Genomic DNA, 23,024 nt, shown 5'->3' with positions numbered 1-23,024 from the left:
TGACGACAGAAAAACCAAGTGTAGCGCCATGCTCGGCGCCGGACAATCGCCCGGATCAGAAGGCGTGGCGCAGGCCGAGCGCGGCGCCCTTCAAGGTGGCGCCGGGCGCCGCTCCCAGGCCGTTGATCCCGAAGTCGTAGGCGCCGTTGGCCTCGTTGTCGAGGTGGGTGACGTAGGCATGCAGCGCGGTGCGCTTCGACAGCGTGTACTCGTAGCCGAGCGTGAGGTGGGTGGCGCCGGTGCGTGCGCCGCCGCGGATGAAGCCGACCCGGTTGCCGTCCGCGCCATCGCCGTCGCCGGCGCGCGCCAGAGCGAGGCGCAGGCCGTGCGCTCCGAGCTGATGGGTGACCGAGACATACCAGGCATTGCGATCCAGGCGGCCGGCGGCCGTCTCGTATTCGAGGCGTTCGGCCAGCAGCGCCACCCGGGTGTCGCCAAAGCGGCGCGCCACGGCCAGCCTGGCGCCGCTGTCGCTCAATCCCGGCCCCTGGTATTCGTGGTGCCGCTCGTGGGCCAGCGCGGCATACCATGGCCCCTGCTCATAGACCGCCGCGACCGACGTCATGGACGGCTTGGCGCCACTGGCCGGGCGCTCCTCGGCCAGGCCATGCGTGAGACGCAGGCCAAGGCCATTCCAGGGCCGGCTCCAGTAATGGATGGAATTGGCCTGGCGCCGGTCGAAGGACGAGGTGTTGCCGACGTTGTCGGTCGACGCGGCCGAGCCGTTGCCGATGATGCTCGTATAGCCGGCGGTCGTCGGATAGAACGGATCGAGGCTGGACGTGGCGCCATTGTAGGCGGCGGTCCAGTGGCCGGCGAACAGGGTGCCGAAGTCGCCATCGAGGCCGACGCGGGTGTCGCGCCGCGCGAGTTCGCCGGCCCCCGTATCGGGCGCGAGCGCTGCCTCGACCTGGAAGATGGCGCTCACCCCATTCCCGAGGACCTCGCTGCCGCGAAAGCCCAGCACCGAGCGGTTGTTCGATAAGCGCTGCTGGCTCAGGCGCGGGCCGTCGGCGCTGGCGGACGCCTTCATGTATTCGGCCGAGACGTTCAGGCGGCCATAGAACTGGACCTGGGTCTGGGCCTCGGCCTGGGCGAGCGCGCATGCCGCGAGCGCCATCACACTGCGGCGCAAGTATCTACTCATCGTGACCCTCCTTGCGAGAATTGTTGGCCATGCGGCCCGTCCCGGCCTATCCCCAATCGGGGGGATCCATCCCCCGATCGTGTTGGTTCCAGGCCGCTCTGGATTGCCCGACCTGCGCCGCGCCGCCGCTCGACGTCGGCGCTTGACGTGCAATTGCGGCGGGATTGCGGCGGGATTGCGACATGGTTGCCGCTCGATGATGAGCGAAAATGCTGTATCGCATCCGGAGTTATCCGAAGTAAATTCGAAATAACTGAAGAAACGCGTTGTAGTCAGGTCGGCAACTACGGTAGAGTGTCGCCTTCCGACAAGACTTTCCATGAGGCGGCGCATGCCAGATCCCAGCCCGACTACGCCCCCCGGATTGTTGCTTGCGACGGACCTGAGCGCCCGCTGCGATCGGCCGCTGGAACGCGCCAAGCAGCTGGCCGACGAATTTTCCATACCGCTGGTGGTCCTGACGGTGCACGACGCACCCCAGGCGCCCGGCGACGTGCTCCAATGGCTCGACGCCGACGCCGGGCGCGAACACCAGGAACGCGCAGCGCGCGAGGAGTTTGCGCGTGAATTCGCCGGCTCGCCCCTGCAGGTCACCCAGCGCTTCGCCGCCGGTCCGGCGGCCGCCGCCATCCTCGACGGCGCGGCCACCCTGCCCGGCGCCATCGTGGTCGCCGGCGCCTCGCAGCACGACAGCCTGGGTGACCTGCTGCTCGGGTCGACCGTCGAGAAACTGGCGCGCGGCCTGGCGCAACCGCTGCTGGCGGTGCGCCAGCGCGTGCGCGGCCCCTACCGCCGCATCATGGTCGCAACCGACTTCACGCCGGCCTCGAAGCTGGCGCTGGAAACCGCGGCCGGGCTGTTCCCGCGGCGCCGGATCACCGTGTTCCATGCGCACGATTCCGACGCCCTGGCGCCGGACGACGCGCCGCATGCGGCGCTGATGCGCTTCCTGGAAGGCTGCGCGCTGCCGCCCGGAGCGCGCGAACTGGTCGACCCGGCGATCGGCGAAGGCGAACCCGCTTCGCAGCTGGCGCGCCATGTAGTGGATAATGACATCGATCTGGTCGTGCTCGGCCTGCACGAAGAATCGGCGCTGATGCGCCTCCTGACCGGTAGCCGCAGTGAATACCTGCTGCAGGCAGTCGTGTGCGACACGCTGCTTGTGCGTCCCCCTGTGCGCCCTGGAGAATATGATGAGAATGAAAAAAACTGAAATCGCCCCGCGCCTCTGCGCGCGCCGCTATATGTCGCACTGCCCCGAAGGATGATGTCGATGACCTCACTGCCACTGATCCTGCTCGTCCTTCTTCCCTTCGCCGGCGCCTTCGTCGCCGCTTGCCTGCCCAATGGGTCGCGCAACCGTCCCGCCATCGCGGCCGGCGCGTTCACCCTGATGGCCCTTATCTTCGCCATTTCCCAGTTCGGCCGGTTGGAAGCCGGCGAAGTCCTGCAGTCGCGCCACAGCTGGCTGCCGATGTTCGGCCTCGACCTCGTCATCCGCCTGGATGGCCTGGCCTGGCTGTTTTCGATCATGGTGCTCGGCATCGGCCTGCTGGTGATCGTGTACGCGCGCTACTACATGTCCAAGCGCGACCCCGTCGCGCGCTTCTTCGCCTACATGCTGGCCTTCATGGGCTCGATGATGGGCGTGGTCCTGTCCGGCAACCTGATCCAGCTGGTCGTGTTCTGGGAACTCACCAGCCTCACGTCCTTCCTCCTGATCGGCTACTGGCAGGAGAGTAACGACGCCCGCCGCGGCGCGCGCATGGCCTTCACCGTCACCACCGCCGGCGGCCTGTGCCTGCTGGCCGGCGTGCTCACGCTCGGCCACATCGTCGGCAGCTACGAGCTCGACGCCGTGCTGGCGGCCGGCGACCAGATCCGCGCGCACGCGCTCTACGTGCCGGCGCTGGTGCTGATCGCCCTCGGCGCGCTGACCAAGAGCGCGCAATTCCCGTTCCACTTCTGGCTGCCGCACGCAATGGCGGCGCCGACCCCGGTGTCCGCCTACCTGCACTCGGCCACCATGGTCAAGGCCGGGGTGTTCCTGCTCACGCGCCTGTACCCGGCCCTCGGCGGCACTCCGGAATGGACCTGGATCATCGTCGGCGCCGGCGCCATCACCCTGGTGCTGGCGTCGTTCTTCGCGATCTTCCAGAACGACATGAAAGGACTGCTGGCCTACTCGACCATCAGCCACCTCGGGCTGATCACCTGCCTGCTGGGCATCGGCACTCCGCTGTCGGTGGTGGCGGCGGTGTTCCACATCATGAACCACGCGATCTTCAAGGCGTCGCTGTTCATGGCGGTCGGCATCGTCGACCACGAGACCGGCACGCGCGACATGCGCGTGCTGCGCGGCTTGCGCCGTGCGATGCCGGTGACGGCCGCGCTGGCGATCGTGGCCTCGGCCTCGATGGCCGGGGTGCCGCTGCTGAACGGCTTCCTGTCGAAGGAGATGTTCTTCGCCGAGACCGCCCACGTGGGCGGCAGCGAAGACTGGACCATGTCGTACGTGGCGGTCGCCATGGGCATCTTCAGCGTTGCCTATTCGCTGCGCTTCATCAGCGTGTTCTTCGGCCGCCTGACGAAAGACCTGCCCCACGAGCCGCACGAGCCGGCGCGCTGGATGCGCTTCCCGGTCGAATGCCTGGTGGTGCTGTGCATCGCGGTCGGCGTCATGCCCGAGCGCGTGGTCGGCGACGTGCTGGCGGTCGCCTCGGGCTCGGTCCTGGGCAGCGCCATGCCGGAATACGACCTGGCGATCTGGCACGGTTTCAACCTGGCGCTCCTGATGAGCGGCGCCGCGCTGCTGCTGGGCGCCCTGCTGTACTGGTTCCTGTGGCGCCGCCACGACCTGCGCGAGCGCACCAGGGTGCCGGTGCTGCACCGCCTCAAGGGCGCGCAAGCCTATGAAAGCACGATGCTCGGGCTGTCGACCGGCGCCAATGCGCTGATCCGCTGGACCGGCACCCGCCGCCTGCAGCCGCAGCTCCTGGTGCTGATGGCCGTCATGATCGCCGCGCCGCTGCTGCTGGTCGATCCTCTGCCCGCGATTCCCGCGCTGAGCGTGCATTCGCTCGATCCGCTGTTCGCGGTGCTGTGGCTCATCGGCGCCGGCTGCGCCCTCGGCGCGGCCTACAAGGCCAAGTACCACCGCCTGGTCGCGCTGGCCCTGGTCGGCGGCACCGGCGTCGTCACGGCGATCACCTTCGTGTGGCTGTCGGCGCCCGACCTGGCTCTGACCCAGCTGATGGTGGAGACCGTGACCACGGTGCTGATCCTGCTCGGCCTGCGCTGGCTGCCGCCGCGCCTCGCCCCGGCCCGTCTCAACGACAGGGCGCCGGCCAGCACCTGGCTGCGGCGTGGGCGCGACGGCTTCATCGCCATCGCCGGCGGCCTGGGCATCGCGGCCGCCAGCTATGCGGTCCTGCGGATCTCGCCGCCGCCCTCGATCGGCGAGTTCTTCGTGCTGCGCGCGCTGACCGAAGGCGGCGGCTCGAACGTGGTCAACGTGCTGCTGGTCGACTTCCGCGGCTTCGACACCCTGGGTGAAATTACCGTGCTGTCGGCCGTCGCCTTGACCGTCTATGCCCTGCTGCGCCGCTTCCGCCCCGCCACCGAAAGCATCGCGATCCCGGTGCAGCAGGCCAGCGACGTCGACCCGGCCGTCAAGCAAACCCCGGGCGAGCAGGCCTCCAGCGGCTACCTCATGATTCCGGCCATCTACCTGCGCATGCTGCTGCCGGTGATGGGCGTGATGGCCGCCTACTTCTTCATGCGCGGCCATAACCTGCCGGGCGGCGGCTTCGTCGCCGGCCTGATCTTCGCCACCGCGCTGATCGTGCAATACATGGTGGCCGGCACCGACTGGGTCGAGTCGCACCTGCGCCTGCGGCCGCACCGCTGGATCGCCTGGGGCCTGGCGTGCGCCGCCTTCACCGGCATCGGCGCCTGGTTCCTCGGCTACCCGTTCCTGACCAGCCATACCGCCCACCTGACGCTACCGATCCTGGACGAGATCCACGTCCCGAGCGCGTTCATGTTCGACCTGGGCGTGTTCCTGGTGGTGGTCGGTTCCACCATGCTGACCCTCGTCGCGCTGGCCCACCAGTCGCTGCGCAGCCACCGCGCGGCGGCCGACGCCACGCGCGCCACCATCCCGCCCGCCAAGGAGATCTTCTGATGGAGCTCGTCATTTCGCTCGCCATCGGCATCGTGTTCGGCTCCGGCATCTGGCTGATCCTGCGTCCGCGCAGCTTCCAGGTGCTCGCGGGCCTGATGCTGATGTCGTATGCCGTCAACCTGTTCATTTTCATCATGGGCCGCCTGTGGGTCGACGCCCCGCCGCTCACCCTCGCCGGCACGACGCCCAACCCGGCCGTCCTGGCCGACCCGCTGCCGCAAGCCCTGGTGCTCACGGCGATCGTCATCGGCTTCGCCACCACCGCCCTGTACCTGGTGGTGATGATCGGTTCGCGCGGCCTGACCGGCACCGACCACGTGGATGGCAAGGAGCCTGAATTATGAGTTTGCACTGGACCCAGCACCTGATCCTGGTGCCGGTATTGCTGCCGCTGCTGGTGGGCGCCGTCCTGGCCCCGCTGACGCAGGGCTGGCATCGCCTGAAGTTCTGGCTCAGCTACGCGTCGCTGATCGGCCTCCTGGTCACGGCCGTGGCCCTGATCCAGATGACCGACGGCGGCCACTGGCCGGGCGGCATGGGCGTCTACCTGGCCGCCAACTGGAGCGCGCCGTTCGGCATCGCCCTGCTGGCCGATCGCCTGAGCGCCATCATGCTGCTCCTGACCGCCGTGCTCGGACTGGCCGCGCTGCACTTCACCAAGACCCGCTGGGGACGGATCGGCGTGCACTTCCACACGATGTTCCAGTTCCTGCTGATGGGCATCAATGGCGCCTTCCTGACCCACGACATCTTCAATCTGTTCGTGTTCTTCGAGGTGATGCTGGCCGCGTCCTACGGCCTGGTGCTGCACGGGTATAACGCCGAGCGCATCCGCGCCAGCATGCAGTACATCGCGATCAACCTGGCCGCCGCCCTGCTGTTCCTGATCGGGATTGCGCTGACCTACGCCACCACCGGCACCCTGAACATGTCCGACCTGGCCGCGCGCGTGCCGCTGCTGGTCGGCGATGAGCTGGCGCTGTTCAAGGTCGGCGCCACCGTGATGGCACTGACCTTCCTGACCAAGGGCGCGATGTGGCCGCTGGGCTTCTGGCTGCCCACCACCTATGCCGCGGCATCGCCTCCGGTGGCGGCGATGCTGGTGCTGATGACCAAGGTCGGCGCCTATGTCGTGCTGCGCATGTGGCTGCTGATCTTCTCGGATAACGCGGGCGGCGCGGCCGGCTTCGGCGGCGACGCGCTGATGTATGGCGGCATGGCGACCATCGTGTTCGGCGCCGCCGGGATGCTCTCGACCGACACCGCCGGCCGCATGGCCGGCTATGCCGCGATCGTCTCGTCCGGCACCCTGCTGGCGGTGATCGGCTATGGCCAGCCGACCCTGGTCACGGCCGGCATCTACTACCTGATCGGCTCCACCATCGCGGTGGCCGCCTTCCTGCTGCTGATCGAACTGATCGACCGCATCCGCACCCCGCGCTCGGCCATGCTGGCGCTGACAATGGAAGCCTATGCGGTCGAGGATGCGCCGGACGAACCGGTCGGGCGCGGCGTGCCTGCCGCGATGGCTTTCCTGTCGCTGGCCTTCGCCGCCTGCGCGCTGATGATCGCCGGCCTGCCGCCGCTGTCGGGCTTCGTCGCCAAGTTCGGCATGTTCCATGCGCTGCTCAATCCGCAGATCGACGGCGCCGGCACGATCGAAGGCAGCGCCGCGATCCCGGTCGCCGGCTGGATCCTGATGGTCCTGATCATCCTCTCGGGCCTGATCACCGTGATCTCGATGATGCGCTTCGGCGTGCGCACCTTCTGGGCCAGTGGCGCTACCGAACCGCCCAAGGTGCACCGCTCCGAGGTGGCGCCCATTCTGCTGCTGCTGGGCCTGTCGGTGCTGATGACGGTGCAGGCCGAGCCGCTGTTCGGCTACCTGAGCCGCGCCAGCGACGACATCCATCGCCCCGGTTCCTACATCGACCGGGTGCTGTCCGAACCGTCCGTGCCGGGCCCGACGTCCGCGGCCCCTTCCACCCTCTCGATCCCGGAGGCGCCATGAGCCGCTGGCTCCCTTACCCCTTCGTGTCGCTGGCGCTGTGCGTCCTGTGGCTGCTGCTGAACCAGACCCTGTATCCGGGCCACGTCCTGCTCGGCGCGGCGCTCGGCATCGCCGCGCCGGTCCTGACGCGCCACCTCAATCCGCTGGGCTATCCGCGCCTGCACAAGCCCATGATCGCCGTGCGGCTGCTGGGCTCCGCGGCGGTCGAGGTGGTGCGCTCGTGCTTCAACGTCAGCCGCATCATCGTGCTCGCCGACTACGCCAAGCTGAACTCGCAGTTCATCCGCGTTCCCCTGGACATGCGCGACCCCTACGGCCTGGCGGCGCTGTCCTGCCTGATCAACATCACGCCGGGCACGGTGTGGACCGAACTGCAGCCCGGGAAGATCCCCGGCCGGCACGAGCTGGTGCTGCACGTGTTCGACCTGCACGACGCAAAGTGGTGGGTCGACACCATCAAGACCCGCTACGAACAGCCCCTCATTCACATCTTCGACACGGAGGCCCGCCATGGCGACCCTGCTTGAAATCTCGATCGGCTACGCCCTCGTGTGCGTGCTGGCGGCGATGGCGCTGTGCGCCGCCCGCCTGCTGATCGGCCCCTCGGCCCACGACCGCGTGCTGGCCCTCGACACCCTCTGGATGTGCGGCATGCTGCTGGCCCTGGTGCTGGGCATCCGCTTCGGCACCCAGGTCTATTTTGAAATGGCGATGCTGATCGCGCTGGTCGGCTTCGTCTCGACCATCGCGATGGCGAAGTTCCTGATGCGCGGGGAGATCATCGAATGACCGGCATCGAACAACTGCCCGACTGGGCCGCCCTGCTGGTCTCGCTGCTGCTGATCCTGGGCGCCAGCATCATCCTGATCGGCGCGCTCGGCCTGCTGCGCCTGCGCACCTTCTACCAGCGCATCCACGGCCCGGCGATCACGATCACCCTGGGCGCCGGCAGCCTGCTGATCGCCTCGATGCTGTACTTCACGGTGGCGCAGTCGCGGCCGGTGGTCCACGAGATCATCATCACCGTGTTCGTGCTGCTGACCGCGCCCGTGGTGTCGATGATGATCATGCGCGCCGCCGTCTACCGCGACCTGCGCGCGAAGAAGGGCGATGCCGGCGCGACCGCGGGCGAGGTGTACACCATCACACGCGAATAAGGGCATCGGTCTCGATCCCGACCTCGGCCTGGAAATATTCCAGGCCGTTTCTTTTTGTGCGCCCCAACGTCGAGTAAATACAACATCATGTAAAAATAGATTGCGCGCCGCAACAATGTTAGCGCTATCAGATTTTCATGGCACTTTCTGAGTGAAAAGCCCTCGACCTTCGATGACGCCACATGCAAAGCGGCAAATTCGAATCCAGATCGTATTGCATTGCAACATCGATAACGTGTTTACAAAAGCATTTAGCTGAACAACACTCCAAAAAACGCGATGTTAGCGCTAACGGTCTTGTAAGGAGAAACGATGTCAGCATCAAGCGTCAACACCCCGTCGCAGCTCGCCGGCGCCCTGCGCTGGGTCGTCATGGGCGTCAGCGGATCGGGCAAGAGCACAGTCGGCGCCGCGCTGGCCAGCCACTACGCCGTCCCTTTTCTCGAGGGCGATGCCTACCATCCGGCCAGCAACGTCAACAAAATGTCGGCCGGCATCCCGCTCGACGACGACGACCGCGCCGGCTGGCTGGACGCGCTGGCGGACGAGATCCGCCAGGCCCGCGGCCAGGGCCTGGGCCTGGTGCTGTCCTGCTCGGCGCTCAAGCGGCGCTACCGCGACCTGCTGCGCGCGGCCGACCCGGCGCTGCGCTTCGTGCACCTGGCCGGACCGCGCGAGTTGATCGCCATGCGCATGCATGGCCGCCCCGGCCATTACATGCCGCCCTCGCTGCTCGATTCGCAGCTGAGCATCCTGGAACCGCTCCAGGCCGACGAAGCCGGACTCACCCTGGACATCACCCTGGCGCCGGCCGCGCTGGTGGAACGCATCACCAGACACGACTGAACAAGGACGACTGAACGACGGCGCCTGGACCCACGGGCCTGGCGCCGGGGTTCGGCGAGATTCACCACAAGCAACCAGTTGCACGCTGTCGCGCAGCCGACCACAGAGAAGGCGCGCTCCCAACCAACAAGCATCGAGGAGACATCATGCGTACACCAGTTCAACGGACTCTCATCAGCCTGGCCGTGGCCAGCGCCTGCTGGAACGTGGGCATCGCTCACGCCCAGGCGCAGCCCGAGCCGGCGCCCGCCGCCGACAGCGCGCAGCAGGCCGCGCCGCCCGACGCCGCGCCGACGGCCGACGCCCCTGCTGCGGCCCCTGCTGCGGCCGACGGCAGCGCCAGCAACGTCGTGCGCATCTCCGGCTCGCGCATCGCCGCGCGCGGCTTCACCATGCCGACGCCGACCACCAGCCTCACCAGCGCCGACCTCGAGAAATCGGCCAAGCCGAACCTGTTCAACACCCTGGCCGAACTGCCGGCCCTGCAGGGCAGCACCGGTCGCACCACCAGCACCAACAGCACCAGCAGCGGCATCCAGGGCCTGTCTTCGCTGAGCCTGCGCGGCCTGGGCACGATCCGGACCCTGACCCTGCTCGACGGCCAGCGCGTGGTCGGCGCCAACGTCACCGGCGTGACCGACGTCAGCCAGTTCCCGCAGTTGCTGGTCAAGCGCGTCGACGTGGTGACCGGCGGCGCCTCGGCATCCTATGGTTCGGACGCGGTGGGCGGCGTGGTCAACTTTGTCACCGACAAAAAATTCACCGGCTTCAAGGCCCACGTCCAGGGCGGCCAGACGAAGTACGACGACGACCGCGGCGGCAGCGTGCAGGCGGCCTGGGGCCGCGCTTTCCTGGACGACCGCTTCCACGTGACGGCCAGCGCCGAGTTCACGAAGGAAAACGGCATCGAGTCGCCCGGCTTCGGCGGCAAGGGGCCGAACGGCCGCACCTGGTACCAGAACCCGGCCTACTCGGTGCGCCCCTTGAGCCAGACCGGCGACGGGTTGCCCCAATACCGCGTGATCGAACAGGCGCAGCAATACCAGTACGCCAAGTACGGCCTGATCACCAGCGGCCCGCTGCAGGGCACGGCCTTCGGCGCGGGCGGCGTGCCTTACCAGTTCCAGTACGGCTCGAACGGCCGCCCGACCGGCACCGGCGCCGTCACCAACTGCATCAACCCGTTCTGCATCGGCGGCGACTTGAGCGGCAGCGTGGGCTCGGGCACCAACCTGGCGATGAACTTCAAGCGCCAGGTGGCCTATACCCGCATGTCGTTCGACCTCAATCCCGACCACCAGCTCTACTTCACCGCCAACTACGGCCAGGTGGCGTCGCGCTTCTCGCCCAACCCGGGCGCGGCCAAGAACGCCAACCTGAACATCCAGTGCTCGAACCCCTTCCTGCCGGCGTCGATCGTCGATGCCTGCGCCCGCAACAACATCACCAGCTTCCAGTACGGCACCGCGAACGCGGTCTTCCCCGAGAATATCGACGTCCAGCCGACCCGCACCCAGCGCCGCTTCGTGCTCGGCGCCGAAGGCAAGTTCGCCCTGTTCGGCAAGGACTGGTCGTACGACGCCTACGTGACCCACGGCGAGAACAAGACCAATCTCGACGCCTTCAACATGACGCTCAACGCGCGCTACAACAATGCGATCGACGCGGTGCGCGCGCCGGACGGCCGCATCGTCTGCCGCAATCCGGTGGCCGCGGCGTCGGGCTGCGTGCCGCTCAACATCATCGGCGACAACCCGATCGATCCTGCCGCCTGGGCCTATATCGCGCCGGCCAACGGCCCGCGCCAGCGCACCACGCAAAGCCAGGACGTCGGCAGCTTCAACATCAACGGCGAGCTGTTCGAAGGCTGGGCCGGGCCGATCTCGCTGGCGACGGGCGCCGAATACCGGCGCGAGAAATACCGTGTGCGCGGCGACGCCTACGGCAACGGCGTGACCCCGGATTCGCCGAACAACGCCATGTATCCAGCCGACCCGCTGCTCAATACCACGGTCGGCAACAACTGGTACGCCGGTAACTTCCACAACGGCGAAGGCAGCTACAACGTGCGCGAAGCCTACGTGGAACTGAACATCCCGGTGTTCAAGTCCGAGACCTGGGGCGAGGCCAACCTCAACCTGGCCGACCGCGAGACCAAGTACAGCACCGCCGGCAGCGTCGGCAGCTGGAAGCTCGGCGCCACCTGGCAGACGCCGATCGACGGCCTGCGCCTGCGCGGCGTGACCTCGAAGGACGTGCGCGCGCCGAACCTCTCCGAACTGTTCGCGGCGCCGGTGGTGGTCAACAACGTGGTCCAGTACCAGGGCAATACCATCAGCGTCCAGGAGCGCACGGTGGGCAACACCAACCTGCGGCCCGAGATCGCCCGCAACAACACCTTCGGCATCGTCCTGAGCCAGCCGAAATGGGCGCCGGGCTTTTCGATCTCGGCCGACTACTTCGACATCGAAGTGAAAAACGTGATCTCGGCGCTGACGATCCAGCAGGAAGTCGACCTGTGCGTGGCCGGCAATCAGGAAATCTGCAACGCCATGGTCTTGAACAGCCCAGGCAACAACTACGTCACGGTGCAAAACTTCAACCTGGCCTCGCTCAAGGTCAAGGGCTTCGACATCGAGACCGCCTACAGGACGGGTCTCGAGCGCCTGAACCTGCCGGGGCGCTTTACCTTCCGCGCGCTGGCCACGCGCAATCTGCACTACATCACCGAGTCGGGCGTGGTCGGCACCATCGCGGTGGATTCGGCCGGCTCGAACATGGGCAACACGCCGAAGTGGAAGGTGCTGGCGCAGCAGACCTGGGAAAACGACAAACTGAGCGTCACGCTGACCGAGCGCTGGATCAGCGACGGCACCTACCGCAACGACTTCATCGAGTGCCAGACCGGTTGCCCGATGTCGACTCTGATCCACCCGACCATCTACGACAACAAGATGAAGGGCGCGGCCTATCTCGACATCGGCGCCAGCTACAACCTGTCGAAGCAGCTGCAGGCCTACTTCAAGATCGACAACGTGACCGACCGGGCGCCGGAAGCGGCGCCGCAGACCAACGCCAGCTACGGCATCAATCCGGCGCTGTACGACGTGGTCGGGCGCACCTACCGGGTCGGCCTGCGTTACGGCTTCTGACGCGAGCCTGCCGTGTGGAACATCGTTTCCGTGCTGCTGGCGGTCGGCCTGCTGACGCTGCTCATCGCCTGGGGCAAGGTGCAGCCCCTGCTGGCCTTCGTGGCGGCATCGATCGCGGCGGCGTTGCTGCTCGGGGTGCCGCCGTCAAAGATCCCGGGCGCGATCGAGAAGGGCATCGGCGACCTGCTCGGCTCCCTGGTGGTGATCATCTGCCTGGGCGCCGTGTTCGGCAAGCTGATCGCCGACAGCGGGGCCGCGCGCCGCATCGCCACCTGCCTGGTCGACGCGCTGGGGCCGTCGCGCATCCCGGTGGCGCTCACCGTCACCGGCTTCGTGGTCGGCATCCCGCTGTACTACAACGTCGGCTTCGTGCTGCTGGTGCCGCTCATCTTCACGCTGGTATACAGCTCGGGGCGGCCGGCGGTGGCGCTGGCGATCCCGCTGCTGGCCGGGCTGTCGATCGCCCACGGCTTCCTGCCGCCGCATCCGTCGCCGGTGGCGCTCGTTTCGGCGGTCCACGCCGACATGGGCACCACCCTGCTGTACGGGATCGTGGTGGCGATACCGACGCTGATCATCGCCGGTCCGGTGTTCGCGATGTCGCTGCGCCGCATCCAGGCGCAACCGGCGGCCATGTTCCAGGATGGCCGCGCGCTGCAGGAAGGAGAACTGCCGGGCGTCTTCAACAGCTTCGCCACCGCTCTGCTGCCGGTGCTGCTGCTGGGGGCGACCACAGCGCTCATGATGGCGCGGCCCGACCTGAACGGCAGCCTGTCGTTCCTGGCCAATCCGCTGGTGGTGATGCTGGTGTCCTACGTGATCGCGATCTGGACCCTGGGCCTGGCCCAGGGCCGGCGTTTTTCCACCGTGATGCAGGGCCCGGCCGAGGCGATGCGCGAGATCGCGCCGATCCTGTTGATCATCGCCGGCGCCGGCGCGCTCAAGCAGGTGCTGGTGGAATCGGGCGTCAGCGCCGATCTCGGCGCGCAGCTGGCGGACATGCCGGTGCCGCCGCTGGTGCTGGGCTGGCTCGTCGCGACGGTGATCCGCATCTGCCTGGGATCGGCCACGGTCGCGGGCGTGACGGCCGGCGGGATCGTGGCGCCGCTGGTGCACGGCTCGGGCGTCGACCCGAACCTGATGGTGCTGGCCATCGGCGCGGGAAGCCTGATGTGCAGCCACGTCAACGATTCCGGCTTCTGGATGTTCAAGGAATATTTTGGTTTGTCCCTGAAGGATACCTTCCGCTCCTGGACCCTGATGGAGACCCTGGTGGGCGTGTTCGGCCTGCTGTTCGTGATGCTTCTGTCGCTGTTTCTACAATAGCCGAGGAAAAGATCAATGATGACAACACATACCAATCTTCCGCGCGCCCTGGCGCTGTCGCTGCTGGTGGCCGCCAGCGCACTGGCCCCTGCGCTGGCGGCGCCATCGCCTTCGGTGTCCGCCTACCAGTTGATGCCCGAGGATCCACGCGCGGTCGTGGTGAGCGCCAGGGGCGACGGCCAGGCCGACGACACTGCCGCGATCCAGAAGGCGCTGGATGCCGCCGCCAACAAGGGCCAGGGCGGCATCGTGTTCCTGCCGTCGGGGCGCTACCGCATCACCCGCTCGCTCCTGATCCCGCTGGCCGTGCGCCTGTATGGCGTCGGGCCGACCCGTCCCGTGTTCGTGCTGGCCGAGAACACGCCCGGTTTCCAGAAGGGCGTGGCGAATATGGTCATCTTCACCGGCGGCGACCAGTACAGCGTCGGCAAGGTGCCGATGCCGGTGCCGAGCGCGGTGCCGTTCAGCGCGGAGGAAGGCAAGGCGGTGCGTAACGCCAATTCCTCGACCTTCTATTCGGCGCTGTCGAACGTGGACTTCGAGATCAAGGACGGCAACCCGGCCGCAGCCGCGGTGCGCATGCACACGGCCCAGCACTCCAACCTGAGCCACATCGACTTTCATCTGGGCTCAGGCCTGGCCGGCGTCTACCAGGTCGGCAACGTGGCCTACAACCTGCGCTTCTACGGCGGCCGCTACGGCATCCTGAGCGAGAAGACCTCGCCCGCCTGGCAGTTCACGCTGATGGATTCGACGTTCGAGGGCCAGCGCGACGCCGCGATCCGCGAGCATGAAGCCAGCCTCACGATGATCAACACGGAAATCAAGGACACGCCGGTCGGCATCGAGATCAACCGCGGCTATGGCGACTGGTTGTGGGGCAAGGACGTGCGCTTCGAGAACGTCAGCAAGGCCGCGCTCGTCGTCAGCAACGAAGACAATGTGTATACCCAGGTTGGCATGGAAAATGCCATCGCGCGCAACGTGCCGACGTTCGTGCGCTTCCGCGACAGCGGCAAGACGCTGGCCGGCAAGGGCCGCGACTATACCGTCAGCGAATTCAACTACGGGTTGTTCATCAAGCAGATGGGCGAGCCGGGCACGTTCTCGACCAACTACAAGACGGCGGCCCTGTCGTCGCCCTTGAAGGCTCCGGTCCGCGCCCTGCGAGCGCTGCCGGCCTCGAAAGAATGGGCCAACGTGCACACCTACGGCGCGAAAGGCGACGGCAGGACCGACGACACGGCGGCGATCCAGAAAGCGATCGACGCCAACCGCGTGGTCTACCTGCCGCTGGGCTTCTACCTCGTCAACGACACCATCCGCATGCGGCCGGACAGCGTGATCATCGCCCTGCACCCGGGGCTGACCCAGCTGCTGCTGCCGAACGGATCGCCCAGGTTCCAGGGCGTCGACAGCCCGAAGGCGCTGCTGGAAAGCGCGCGCGGCGGCGACGGCATCGTGTCCGGCATTGGCCTGGCGACCGGCGAGATCAACAACCGCGCGGTGGCGCTGCTGTGGCGCGCCGGCGAACACTCGCTGGTGGACGACGTGCGCATCCAGGGCGGCCACGGCACCCGCCTGTATGACGGCCGGCGCGCCGACCCGTACCAGAAGGATGCGAAATTCGACACCACCGCGCACTGGGACCGCCAGTATCCGAGCGTGTGGGTAACGGACGGTGGCGGCGGCACCTTCTCCGGCATCTGGTCGCCCAGCGGCTATGCGCAGGCCGGCTTCTACGTGACCAATACCAAGACCCCGGGCAAGGTCTACGAGCTGTCGGCCGAGCACCATATCCGCGCCGAGATCGTGCTGGACAATGTGGAGAACTGGGAATTCCTGGCGCCGCAGACCGAGGAAGAAATCCGCGACGGCGCCGATGCGGTGTCGCTGGAGATCCGCAATTCGAAGAATCTCCTGTTCGCGAACTACCACGGCTACCGCGTGACGCGCTCCTATAAACCGATGCCGGCGGCGATCCTGATCACCAATTCCAGCGACATCCGCTTTCGCAATGTCCACGTGAACGGCGAGAGCGGCTTTGCCACCTGCGACGACAATGGCTGCACCACCTACCTGCGCGCCAGCAAGTTCGCCTACGAGAACGCGATCCGCGACGTCACCAACAAGTTGGAGGTGCGCGAGCGCGAGTTCGCCGTGTTCGACTACACCGGCAAGCAGCGCAAGGCGCCGGCCGCGCTGGGCAAGGTCGACAAGCTGGAAGGCGGCTTCTATTCGATCGCCGGCGCTACCGTCGACCCCAAGGGCAAGCTGTACTTCGTCGACCGCCACTGGAAGCGCATCTACAGCTACACGAAGGACGAGGGCCTGGTCGTGGTGCGCGACGCCCCGCTCGATCCGGTGAACCTGGCCATGGACGACAGCGGCAACCTGATGGTGATCTCGAACTACGGCCCGCAGGCCAGCGTGTATGCCTTCAAGCCGGGCACGCCGGGAACGGAGATCACGATGATCAAGCCGACCCCGGTCGCATCTCGCCAGGGCGCGCGGGTCGCGGTGCCGGTCAACTTCTGGCAGAACGGCGAATTCAAGGACCAGCTCAACTACGACACCTTCGAATTCACGACCCTGGCCGAGATGTTCGCGCGCGACGTCGCCCTGCCGAAGAAGGAAGAATACGTGTCGCCCGACGGCAGCCTGGTGCTGCCCGCCTACCGCGTGCTGCGCCAGGGCGCGCCGGATCACCTGGGCTGGCGCTGGGCCGACTCGCTGCAGGCGTTCGGTTTCGTGACCGCGCCAGTGGGCCAGCGCGTGGTGTTCACCAACGGTTCCGAGAACCGCACCTTCAGCGGCACCGTGAACCAGGGCGGCGGCATCACCGACCTCAGGCTGCTGGCCAACCGCGGCGGCGAAAGCGCGGCGGTCGGCCCGAACGGCGACGTCTATGTGGCCAATGGCCAGGTCTTCATCTACGGCAAGGATGGCAAGCAAAAGGGCCGCATCGACGTGCCGGAGCGTCCGCTGCAGCTGATCTTCGGCGGTTCTGACAAGCGCACGCTGTTCATCCTGAGCCATCACTCGCTGTACTCGACCCGGATCGACTGAGGAGAACCCATGGTACGCGTGACAACGATGCTGGGCGCCGTCGTCCTGATGACGGCGGCGGCGCCCAGCCTGGCCGAAGACCAGTTCAAGCTGCTGGTACTGGCCACGCCCGGCAAGTATCACTACGAATACATTCCGATCGCGCGCGACAACCTGGAGCGCCTGGCCAAGCTGCATTCGTTCGCGCTGTCCTACACCAACAAGACGCAGGTGTTCGAAGGCGACCTGAGACAGTATGCCGCCGTGATGTTCCTGAACACGCCGGGCGAAGAGTTGAACCCGGCGCAGCGCGCCAACTTCGAGGACTACATGCGCGGCGGCGGCAATGCCGTGGTGGTGCACCGCGCGGCGATCGCCAAACCGAACGACTGGGTCTGGTTCGAGAAGATGGTGGGGCGCACGGTCGGCCTGCATCCGAAGCTGCAGACCGGGGTGGTGACCGTCGTCGACAAGCGTTTCCCCGCCACCTTCGGCCTGCCCGAGCGCTGGGTCTGGAGCGACGAGTTCTACACGTTCACCAATCCCTACAACGTGACGATCAACCCGGTGCTGAACGTGGACGAGTCGAGCTACGACCCGACCCTGATCTGGCCGGGCCAGACGGTCAAGGGCATGGGCAAGGACCATCCGATCGCCTGGCACCACCAGCACGAGAAGGGCCGCGTGTTCGTCACCACGCTCGGGCACAACGGCGAGATGTACCGCGACCCGCACTACCTGGGCCACCTGCTGGGCGGGATCTACTGGGCGGCGACCGGCCGCGGGCAGCAGCGCTGATCGGCGCACGGCAGGGCGCTCGCCGCGGCAAACGGGCGGGGTCGGCAACCGGCGTTCACTGTTTGCTCTCGGTTTGCGCGGGTTCGATCAGCACCAGCTGGCCGGTCGCGGGGTCGCGATAGACTTCGCCGACGCGGTCGTAACCGCTGCCGTCCCGGGTCACGCCGCTGGCGGGACGCTCGATCTGGCGCCCCTTCTCCACCGGCTGCGGCGTCGTCAAGGCCCCTTGCGCGCCGGCGATGGCGGCGATCAGGCCGCAGGCGAACACCAGCATCACGTCGACCAGGTTGACCAGGCTGGCGCGCGGATCTTCGTCGCCCTGGTCGAAGCGCGCGTCGAGGTGGCGGTACAGCCGCAGTTTTGCGCGCGTAGTCATGCCCGGGACTCCATCGCGTCCAGCGTCTCTTCGTACCAGCGGCGGCGCAGCTTGCCGATCACCAGGCCGCCGATGCCGGCCACCAGGCCCAGCACGGTGGCGTCGAAAGCGACGGTCACGGCGCTGGCCAGCTTGGCGGGGTCGCCTTCTCCCAGCGCCGCCAGGCCCGGCCCGAGCGGGATGATGGTGGCCATCAGGCCCAGCATCGGCGGGATGCGCGCCAGCAGATCGGCGCGTTCCAGGCGGTGGCGGGCAATCCGCTGCACCGCCTCGACATCGCCGCTGTCGCGCAGCCTGGCCAAGCCGTGGAAGCGTTCGCCGACGGCGATGCCGGATTCGACCAGCGCGATCGCGCAGCCGGCCAGCAGCGCCGCCAGGGACGGCGCGAGCAGCCAACTGACGGCGTCGTGCAGCCAACCATAGGAAATAAAGTCCGAAGAAAGGGTTTCGATCATGGATGACTCCTGAGAGGTTGAGGGATGTGCCGGCCGCGCCACAGGCCGAGCGAGAACAGGGCGAGGCAGGCGGCCAGGATGGCCAGCGCCTGCACGATGCGCCCGGCGGCGGGCTGCGCGGGTTCGGGTCGCTGGGTCAGTTCGTAGACGCGCATCGGTTCTGGAGCGGGCGCGGGCGGCGCCGGTTCTGCCGTCGCACCGGCGCCGGATACCGCCGCCTGCCGCGCTGGCGCGGTCTGCGCCGCTGCGGGAACCGACGCGGCGGCCACCGGCAGCATCTCGCCGCGCGCCTTGGCCAGCGTCACGCCGAGGCTGGCGGCGTCGGCGCCATCGAGTTGCGGCGCCAGCCAGCCCCACATCGGATGGTGTGGCGCCGTATGGCCGCTGCCCGGCAGGCCGTTGGCCGCCACCAGGCGCGCGAGCTCTCCGCCCATGCGGCGAATCGTCTCCGGGTCGGTCTTCCAGTAACCCTTTTCGGCGGCCACCATGAACACCGCCAGCATGTGCGCCTTCACGTGCGCGTTGTGGCGCAGGCCCAGGAATTCGGGCAGGCCGAGCTTGTGCCGGTCATCGAAGTAGACGGCTTTGACTTCGTCCCAGGCCCAGTTCTTGACCAGGTCGGGGCGCGTGACCTGCCAGCCCCACAGGTTCTCGATGAATTCCTGGCCCATGGTGCGCGCGCCCGAGTAGCCGTTGTCCATCAGCGGCCGCAGCCAGGCCGGGTTCAGGAAGCGTCCGCGCAGCTCGCCCAGCAGGGCGCTGGCGAGCGGCTCGACGTCGGCCTGGCCCGGTCGCGCATGCTGCAGGATCAGCGCGTCCGGCACGCGCCCGGTGCGCATCTCGACCGCCAGCGACAGGCCGCCCAGGTAGTCGAAGGCGTCGTTGTTGTCGAGCAGGCCATACAGGTTGCTGGCGCGGCCATGATAGGTGCGGTGGATGCCGTCCAGCGCCACGTCGAAGGCCTTGTGGCGCGATTCGCCGTCGGCATCCAGGCCATAGGCATGGCCCATGCGGTTGCGGTAGGCGCGGCCGATCTCCTCGCGCTCGCGCCAGGCGCCGGAGCGCTCGGTCAGGCGATTCACGCCGGTGCCGTAGGCGCCCGGCGCATCGCCGAACACGCGCAGCGCGGCGGCCTGCCCGGCCTCGCCCGCCGCCATGCCGCCCGCCGCCAGCGCGCGCTGGCGGGTCAGCCACTCGCGCGCCACGCGGTTGTCCGTGGCCGGCTCGCTGCCCCAGCCCTTGCCATCCCCTGCGCCTTCGATCGGCGCCAGCGCCGCCTGAAGCGCTTCGCGCAAGGAGGGGTCCTGCTCGACCAGCGCCTGCGCCGACGCCGCCAGCGCCAGGCGGCCGGCGCGGTCGATCAGGCGGATCAGGTTCGGGTACAGGTCGCGGAACAGGCCGGAGGTGGTGACCACCGCATCGCGCCGGATGGCGCCGGGCGTGAGTTTCACGTCGGTGACGATGCCGCGCGCGTTCCACACCGGCTCGGCGCCCATCATCGCCAGCGCGAAGCCGACCATCACGCCTTCGTCGCGCACGGCGTCGGACGCCCACAGGATGATGCCTTCGCTGCCCACCCCTCCACCATTGACCTGGTCGCGCCCGGCGGCCTTGCCCGCCATCTGCCGGCCCAGGCCAAACCCCAGGCGGGTCGGCAGGATGTCGCCGTCGACCGCGTGGAAGTTGCGGCCCGTCGGCAGCGCCTCGGGCGAGCGCAGCGGATCGTTGCCCTTGCCCGGCTCGATGTAGCGGCCATCCAGGCCGGCCAGCAGCGCCGCCATCTCGCGCCGCGGCGAATCGCGCAGTTTATGCACGACGTCGGGGTCGTCGATGCCGCTCTTCTTCATCGAATCGAGCATCAGGTCGAGCGACTCGCGGCTCCACGGCCGGCCGAACACGTGCAGGCCGTGGGGCATGAATTTCTCTTGCAGCTTGGTGAGATAGTGGCCGATCTCGTGCGCGAGCAGGTCGTCGTCGGCGGCATCGAAGCCGATGCCGCGCACCGCCAGCACGTCGGACATCGACGCTTCCAGCTCGGCGCGCAGGTTCAGGGCGACGACCCGCTCGCGCATCAGCTGCGCGGCCTGGGCCTTGAGCGATTCGGACGATGCGGCCTCAAAACTCTCGACGAGCTGGCGCAGCGACAGCAGCTCGTCGTACAGCGGCGTGGCGGCCAGCGGCGGCGTGAGGTGGTCGACGATGACGGCCAGGCCGCGGCGCTTGGCCTGGGTGCCTTCGCCGACGCCGTCGACGATATACGGGTAGATGCCCGGCAGGTCGCTCGCGATCAGGCTCGGATAATCGTCGCTCGACAGGCCGACGGCCTTGCCCGGCAAGAATTCATAGGTCGAGTGGCGGCCCACGTGCACCACGGCGTCGGCCTTGAAGCGGTCGCGGATCCAGTGATAGAAGCCCAGGAACTGGTGCGGCGGGGTGATGCTGGTGTTTGCGTGCAGCAGTTCCTCGTCCACTTCCCAGCCGCGCGGCGGCTGCGGGCCGATGAAGACGTTGCCGAACACCAGTCCCGGCACCAGCATCTTGCCGCCGTCGACCATCACCTTGCCCGGCGCCGGCCCCCAGCCGCGCATGCCTTCGATGCCGTATCCGATCAGGCGCCGGTAAAGGGGCGCAAGCGACTGGCAGGCACGCGCCCTGGCTTCGTCGAGGCAGGCCATATAGCCGTCTTCCAGCGCATGCAGGTCGCGTGTGGCCTGCACGCGCTGCGGGTGATCGACGCCTTCGACCAGGTGCAGCAGCTCCTCGATCACGGTCGCGGCCTGCTTGCGGCCCAGCGCGCGTTCGCCGGCCTTTTCGGCCGCCAGCACGTCGGCATGCAGGCGCCCCAGCAAGCCGTCCCGCATCTCGCCCCGCACCCGCGGCGACAGGGTCGCGAACCAGCGCGCGTACTCCTGCGCCGGGACGCCGTTGACGGCGCCGGCCATTTCGCGCAGGGCGGCGCGGTCTTCCGGCAGGTTGACGCCGCGCGCCATGATCATGTCGAGCAGCGCCTCGGGCGAAGCCGGCAGCTCGCCGACCGTGTAACCCGCCGCCTTGAGCGCATGCAGCATCCCGAACAGCGACTCCGGCACGTTGAGGTTGTCGGCGCCGATGTTCTGGCGGCCCGGCGGATGGTTGTAGTAGACCATCGCGATCTTCTTGTCCGCGTTCGATTTGGCGCGCAGCGCCAGCCAGCGCGCCACGCGCCCCGACAGGCGGTCGACTTCGGCCGGCAGCAACACGGGCGGACGGTTCTCGATGCCGGTCTGGCGGTCGCGCCGGGCCTGGCCCAGGGCCGCCACCACCATCGGCTGGCCGATGCCCTGCAGCTCGGGCAGGGCCACGCGGTACTGGACCGAATCGGGCGGCAAGCCGTCGGGCGACAGCTGCCACTGCATCGCGGTGCGGTCCGACAGGCGGATCGCCTTGAACACCGGGATGTCCAAACGCTTGAAAGCATCCTCCACCGCCTCCCGGCCCTCGGCGGCGCCGACCACGAAGTCCTGCAGCACCACCAGCGCGGCCGGTTTCGCCGGCGCCACCAGCTCGGGCAGCCGTTCGAGCGCTTCGCGCGAGGCGCCGCCCCAGCGCGTGAGCAGTTGCACGCAGGGCTGGCCGAACTCTTCGATGCGCCGGCACAGCGCCGCGGGCACCACGCCATCCATGTTCGCCAGGTCGAGCACGACCACGGTCGGGCGCTCGCGCAAGCCGAGCGTCGACGCATTGCCCCAGGCGCCGGCGTCCTGCAGCTCGCGCTGCCCCCTGCGCAGGCGCAGGGTCGGCTCCGGCCGCGGATCGGCCAGGGGCGTGCCTGGCGCGAGCAGGTGCCGCATCAGTTCCGCGGTGTTGTCGACGCCGCCCGCCTGCCACACGCGGCGCGCGGCCAGCCAGTGGCGGGCGGCGGGGTCGCCCTCGGCCGCCCGCAGCGCGGCCTGCGGCGGCGCTTCGCCCGAGAGCTGGCGCAGCAGCTCGGGCGAGAAGCCGGCCAGGCTGCCGTGGCGCGAGCGCGTCATGAGGTTCAGGGTCGCTTCGCCGTTGAGCGCCAGCACGGCGGCGTGCGGCCTGGCGTGGCGCGCAAGGGCATCCTTCATGCGCCGCGCCGGGTCGCCGAACAGCGACACCGCCAGGATGGTGTCGGCGCCGCCGATCCACTGCGCCACTTCGCGCTCGCCCGCGGCCATCAGCTGGGCCGGGGTGCGCAGCAGGATGCGGTCTTGCGGATGGCTGGCCAGGTGGCGATGGGCGGCTTCGACGGCGCCCGGCGCGGCGCGCTCGGTGACCACCGCGAACAGGGTGGCGGCGCTGGCGTGCTGAAAGCCCGCCATGCAGGCGAGCAGGAACGAGGTGAGCAAGAACGAGGCGAGCAGAAACGTCAGCGCAGCGCGGATGCGGACCAGGAGAAGCGTGTTCATGTGAACGTCGACCTTTCAGCTGCGCGCTTGACGCGCGCACGACAACAGGCAGCCGTCATCCTTCCACGATGAACAGGGACGCTTGCGCGCGCCGCATGGGCGAACGATCGCAG

At 68.1% G+C, this 23,024-nt stretch carries 16 protein-coding genes; 12 read left to right on the top strand and 4 right to left on the bottom strand.

Going from position 1 to position 23,024, the window contains the following annotated elements; translation table 11 throughout:
* Positions 1-55: 55 nt before the first annotated feature.
* Complete coding sequence (locus tag ACZ9AQ_RS03140) at positions 56-1,147, bottom strand: porin (protein ID WP_429200767.1); 1,092 nt, start codon at positions 1,145-1,147, stop codon at positions 56-58.
* Positions 1,148-1,478: 331 nt separating this feature from the next.
* On the opposite strand from ACZ9AQ_RS03140, the gene ACZ9AQ_RS03135 reads away from it, so the two are divergent.
* From ACZ9AQ_RS03135 to ACZ9AQ_RS03080, 12 genes are all read left to right on the top strand, one after another.
* Positions 1,479-2,360, top strand: a complete 882-nt coding sequence (locus ACZ9AQ_RS03135; protein WP_429200768.1) for a universal stress protein — start codon at positions 1,479-1,481, stop codon at positions 2,358-2,360.
* A 60-nt stretch (positions 2,361-2,420) separates the two neighbouring features.
* Complete coding sequence (locus tag ACZ9AQ_RS03130; protein ID WP_429200770.1) at positions 2,421-5,333, top strand: monovalent cation/H+ antiporter subunit A; 2,913 nt, start codon at positions 2,421-2,423, stop codon at positions 5,331-5,333.
* Positions 5,333-5,677 (top strand): Na+/H+ antiporter subunit C, encoded by a 345-nt coding sequence (locus tag ACZ9AQ_RS03125; RefSeq protein ID WP_429200772.1) that lies wholly within the window; start codon positions 5,333-5,335, stop codon positions 5,675-5,677. Before ACZ9AQ_RS03130 ends, ACZ9AQ_RS03125 begins: the two co-directional genes overlap by 1 nt.
* Positions 5,674-7,344: a monovalent cation/H+ antiporter subunit D gene (locus ACZ9AQ_RS03120; protein ID WP_429200774.1), complete on the top strand. Its 1,671-nt coding sequence runs from the start codon at positions 5,674-5,676 to the stop codon at positions 7,342-7,344. Before ACZ9AQ_RS03125 ends, ACZ9AQ_RS03120 begins: the two co-directional genes overlap by 4 nt.
* Positions 7,341-7,871: a Na+/H+ antiporter subunit E gene (locus ACZ9AQ_RS03115; protein WP_429200775.1), complete on the top strand. Its 531-nt coding sequence runs from the start codon at positions 7,341-7,343 to the stop codon at positions 7,869-7,871. Before ACZ9AQ_RS03120 ends, ACZ9AQ_RS03115 begins: the two co-directional genes overlap by 4 nt.
* The gene (locus ACZ9AQ_RS03110; protein WP_071361077.1) at positions 7,855-8,133 is read left to right on the top strand and encodes a K+/H+ antiporter subunit F; all 279 of its coding nucleotides are present in this window, start codon (positions 7,855-7,857) and stop codon (positions 8,131-8,133) included. The genes ACZ9AQ_RS03115 and ACZ9AQ_RS03110 overlap by 17 nt, the downstream gene beginning before the upstream one ends.
* A complete protein-coding gene (mnhG, locus tag ACZ9AQ_RS03105; protein ID WP_429200777.1) occupies positions 8,130-8,501 on the top strand; it encodes a monovalent cation/H(+) antiporter subunit G in 372 nt (123 codons plus the stop codon). The genes ACZ9AQ_RS03110 and mnhG overlap by 4 nt, the downstream gene beginning before the upstream one ends.
* 312 nt (positions 8,502-8,813) lie before the next feature.
* Entirely contained in the window at positions 8,814-9,347 is a 534-nt protein-coding gene (locus ACZ9AQ_RS03100; RefSeq protein ID WP_429200778.1) for a gluconokinase, read from the top strand.
* Between the two features lie 146 nt (positions 9,348-9,493).
* Complete coding sequence (locus ACZ9AQ_RS03095; RefSeq protein WP_429200780.1) at positions 9,494-12,499, top strand: TonB-dependent receptor domain-containing protein; 3,006 nt, start codon at positions 9,494-9,496, stop codon at positions 12,497-12,499.
* 12 nt (positions 12,500-12,511) lie between these two features.
* Complete coding sequence (locus ACZ9AQ_RS03090; protein ID WP_429200782.1) at positions 12,512-13,825, top strand: gluconate:H+ symporter; 1,314 nt, start codon at positions 12,512-12,514, stop codon at positions 13,823-13,825.
* A 15-nt stretch (positions 13,826-13,840) separates the two neighbouring features.
* The gene (locus tag ACZ9AQ_RS03085; protein ID WP_429200783.1) at positions 13,841-16,894 is read left to right on the top strand and encodes a glycosyl hydrolase family 28-related protein; all 3,054 of its coding nucleotides are present in this window, start codon (positions 13,841-13,843) and stop codon (positions 16,892-16,894) included.
* Between the two features lie 9 nt (positions 16,895-16,903).
* Positions 16,904-17,671: a ThuA domain-containing protein gene (locus ACZ9AQ_RS03080; RefSeq protein ID WP_429200785.1), complete on the top strand. Its 768-nt coding sequence runs from the start codon at positions 16,904-16,906 to the stop codon at positions 17,669-17,671.
* A gap of 55 nt (positions 17,672-17,726) precedes the next feature.
* Here ACZ9AQ_RS03080 and ACZ9AQ_RS03075 read toward each other — a convergent pair whose 3' ends face one another.
* The 3 genes from ACZ9AQ_RS03075 to ACZ9AQ_RS03065 are packed head-to-tail and all read right to left on the bottom strand — an operon-like array spanning position 17,727 to position 22,911.
* Entirely contained in the window at positions 17,727-18,047 is a 321-nt protein-coding gene (locus tag ACZ9AQ_RS03075) for a hypothetical protein (RefSeq protein WP_429200787.1), read from the bottom strand.
* Positions 18,044-18,502, bottom strand: coding sequence for a MotA/TolQ/ExbB proton channel family protein (locus ACZ9AQ_RS03070; protein ID WP_429200789.1), 459 nt, complete (start codon positions 18,500-18,502; stop codon positions 18,044-18,046). The genes ACZ9AQ_RS03075 and ACZ9AQ_RS03070 overlap by 4 nt, the downstream gene beginning before the upstream one ends.
* Positions 18,499-22,911: a cobaltochelatase subunit CobN gene (locus ACZ9AQ_RS03065; protein ID WP_429200791.1), complete on the bottom strand. Its 4,413-nt coding sequence runs from the start codon at positions 22,909-22,911 to the stop codon at positions 18,499-18,501. Before ACZ9AQ_RS03065 ends, ACZ9AQ_RS03070 begins: the two co-directional genes overlap by 4 nt.
* Positions 22,912-23,024 lie beyond the last annotated feature (113 nt).

This window comes from Massilia sp. UYP34, assembly GCF_056279385.1.
The sequence above is the reverse complement of the archived record's forward strand: the minus strand, read 5'-3'. Positions and strand labels throughout refer to the sequence as shown.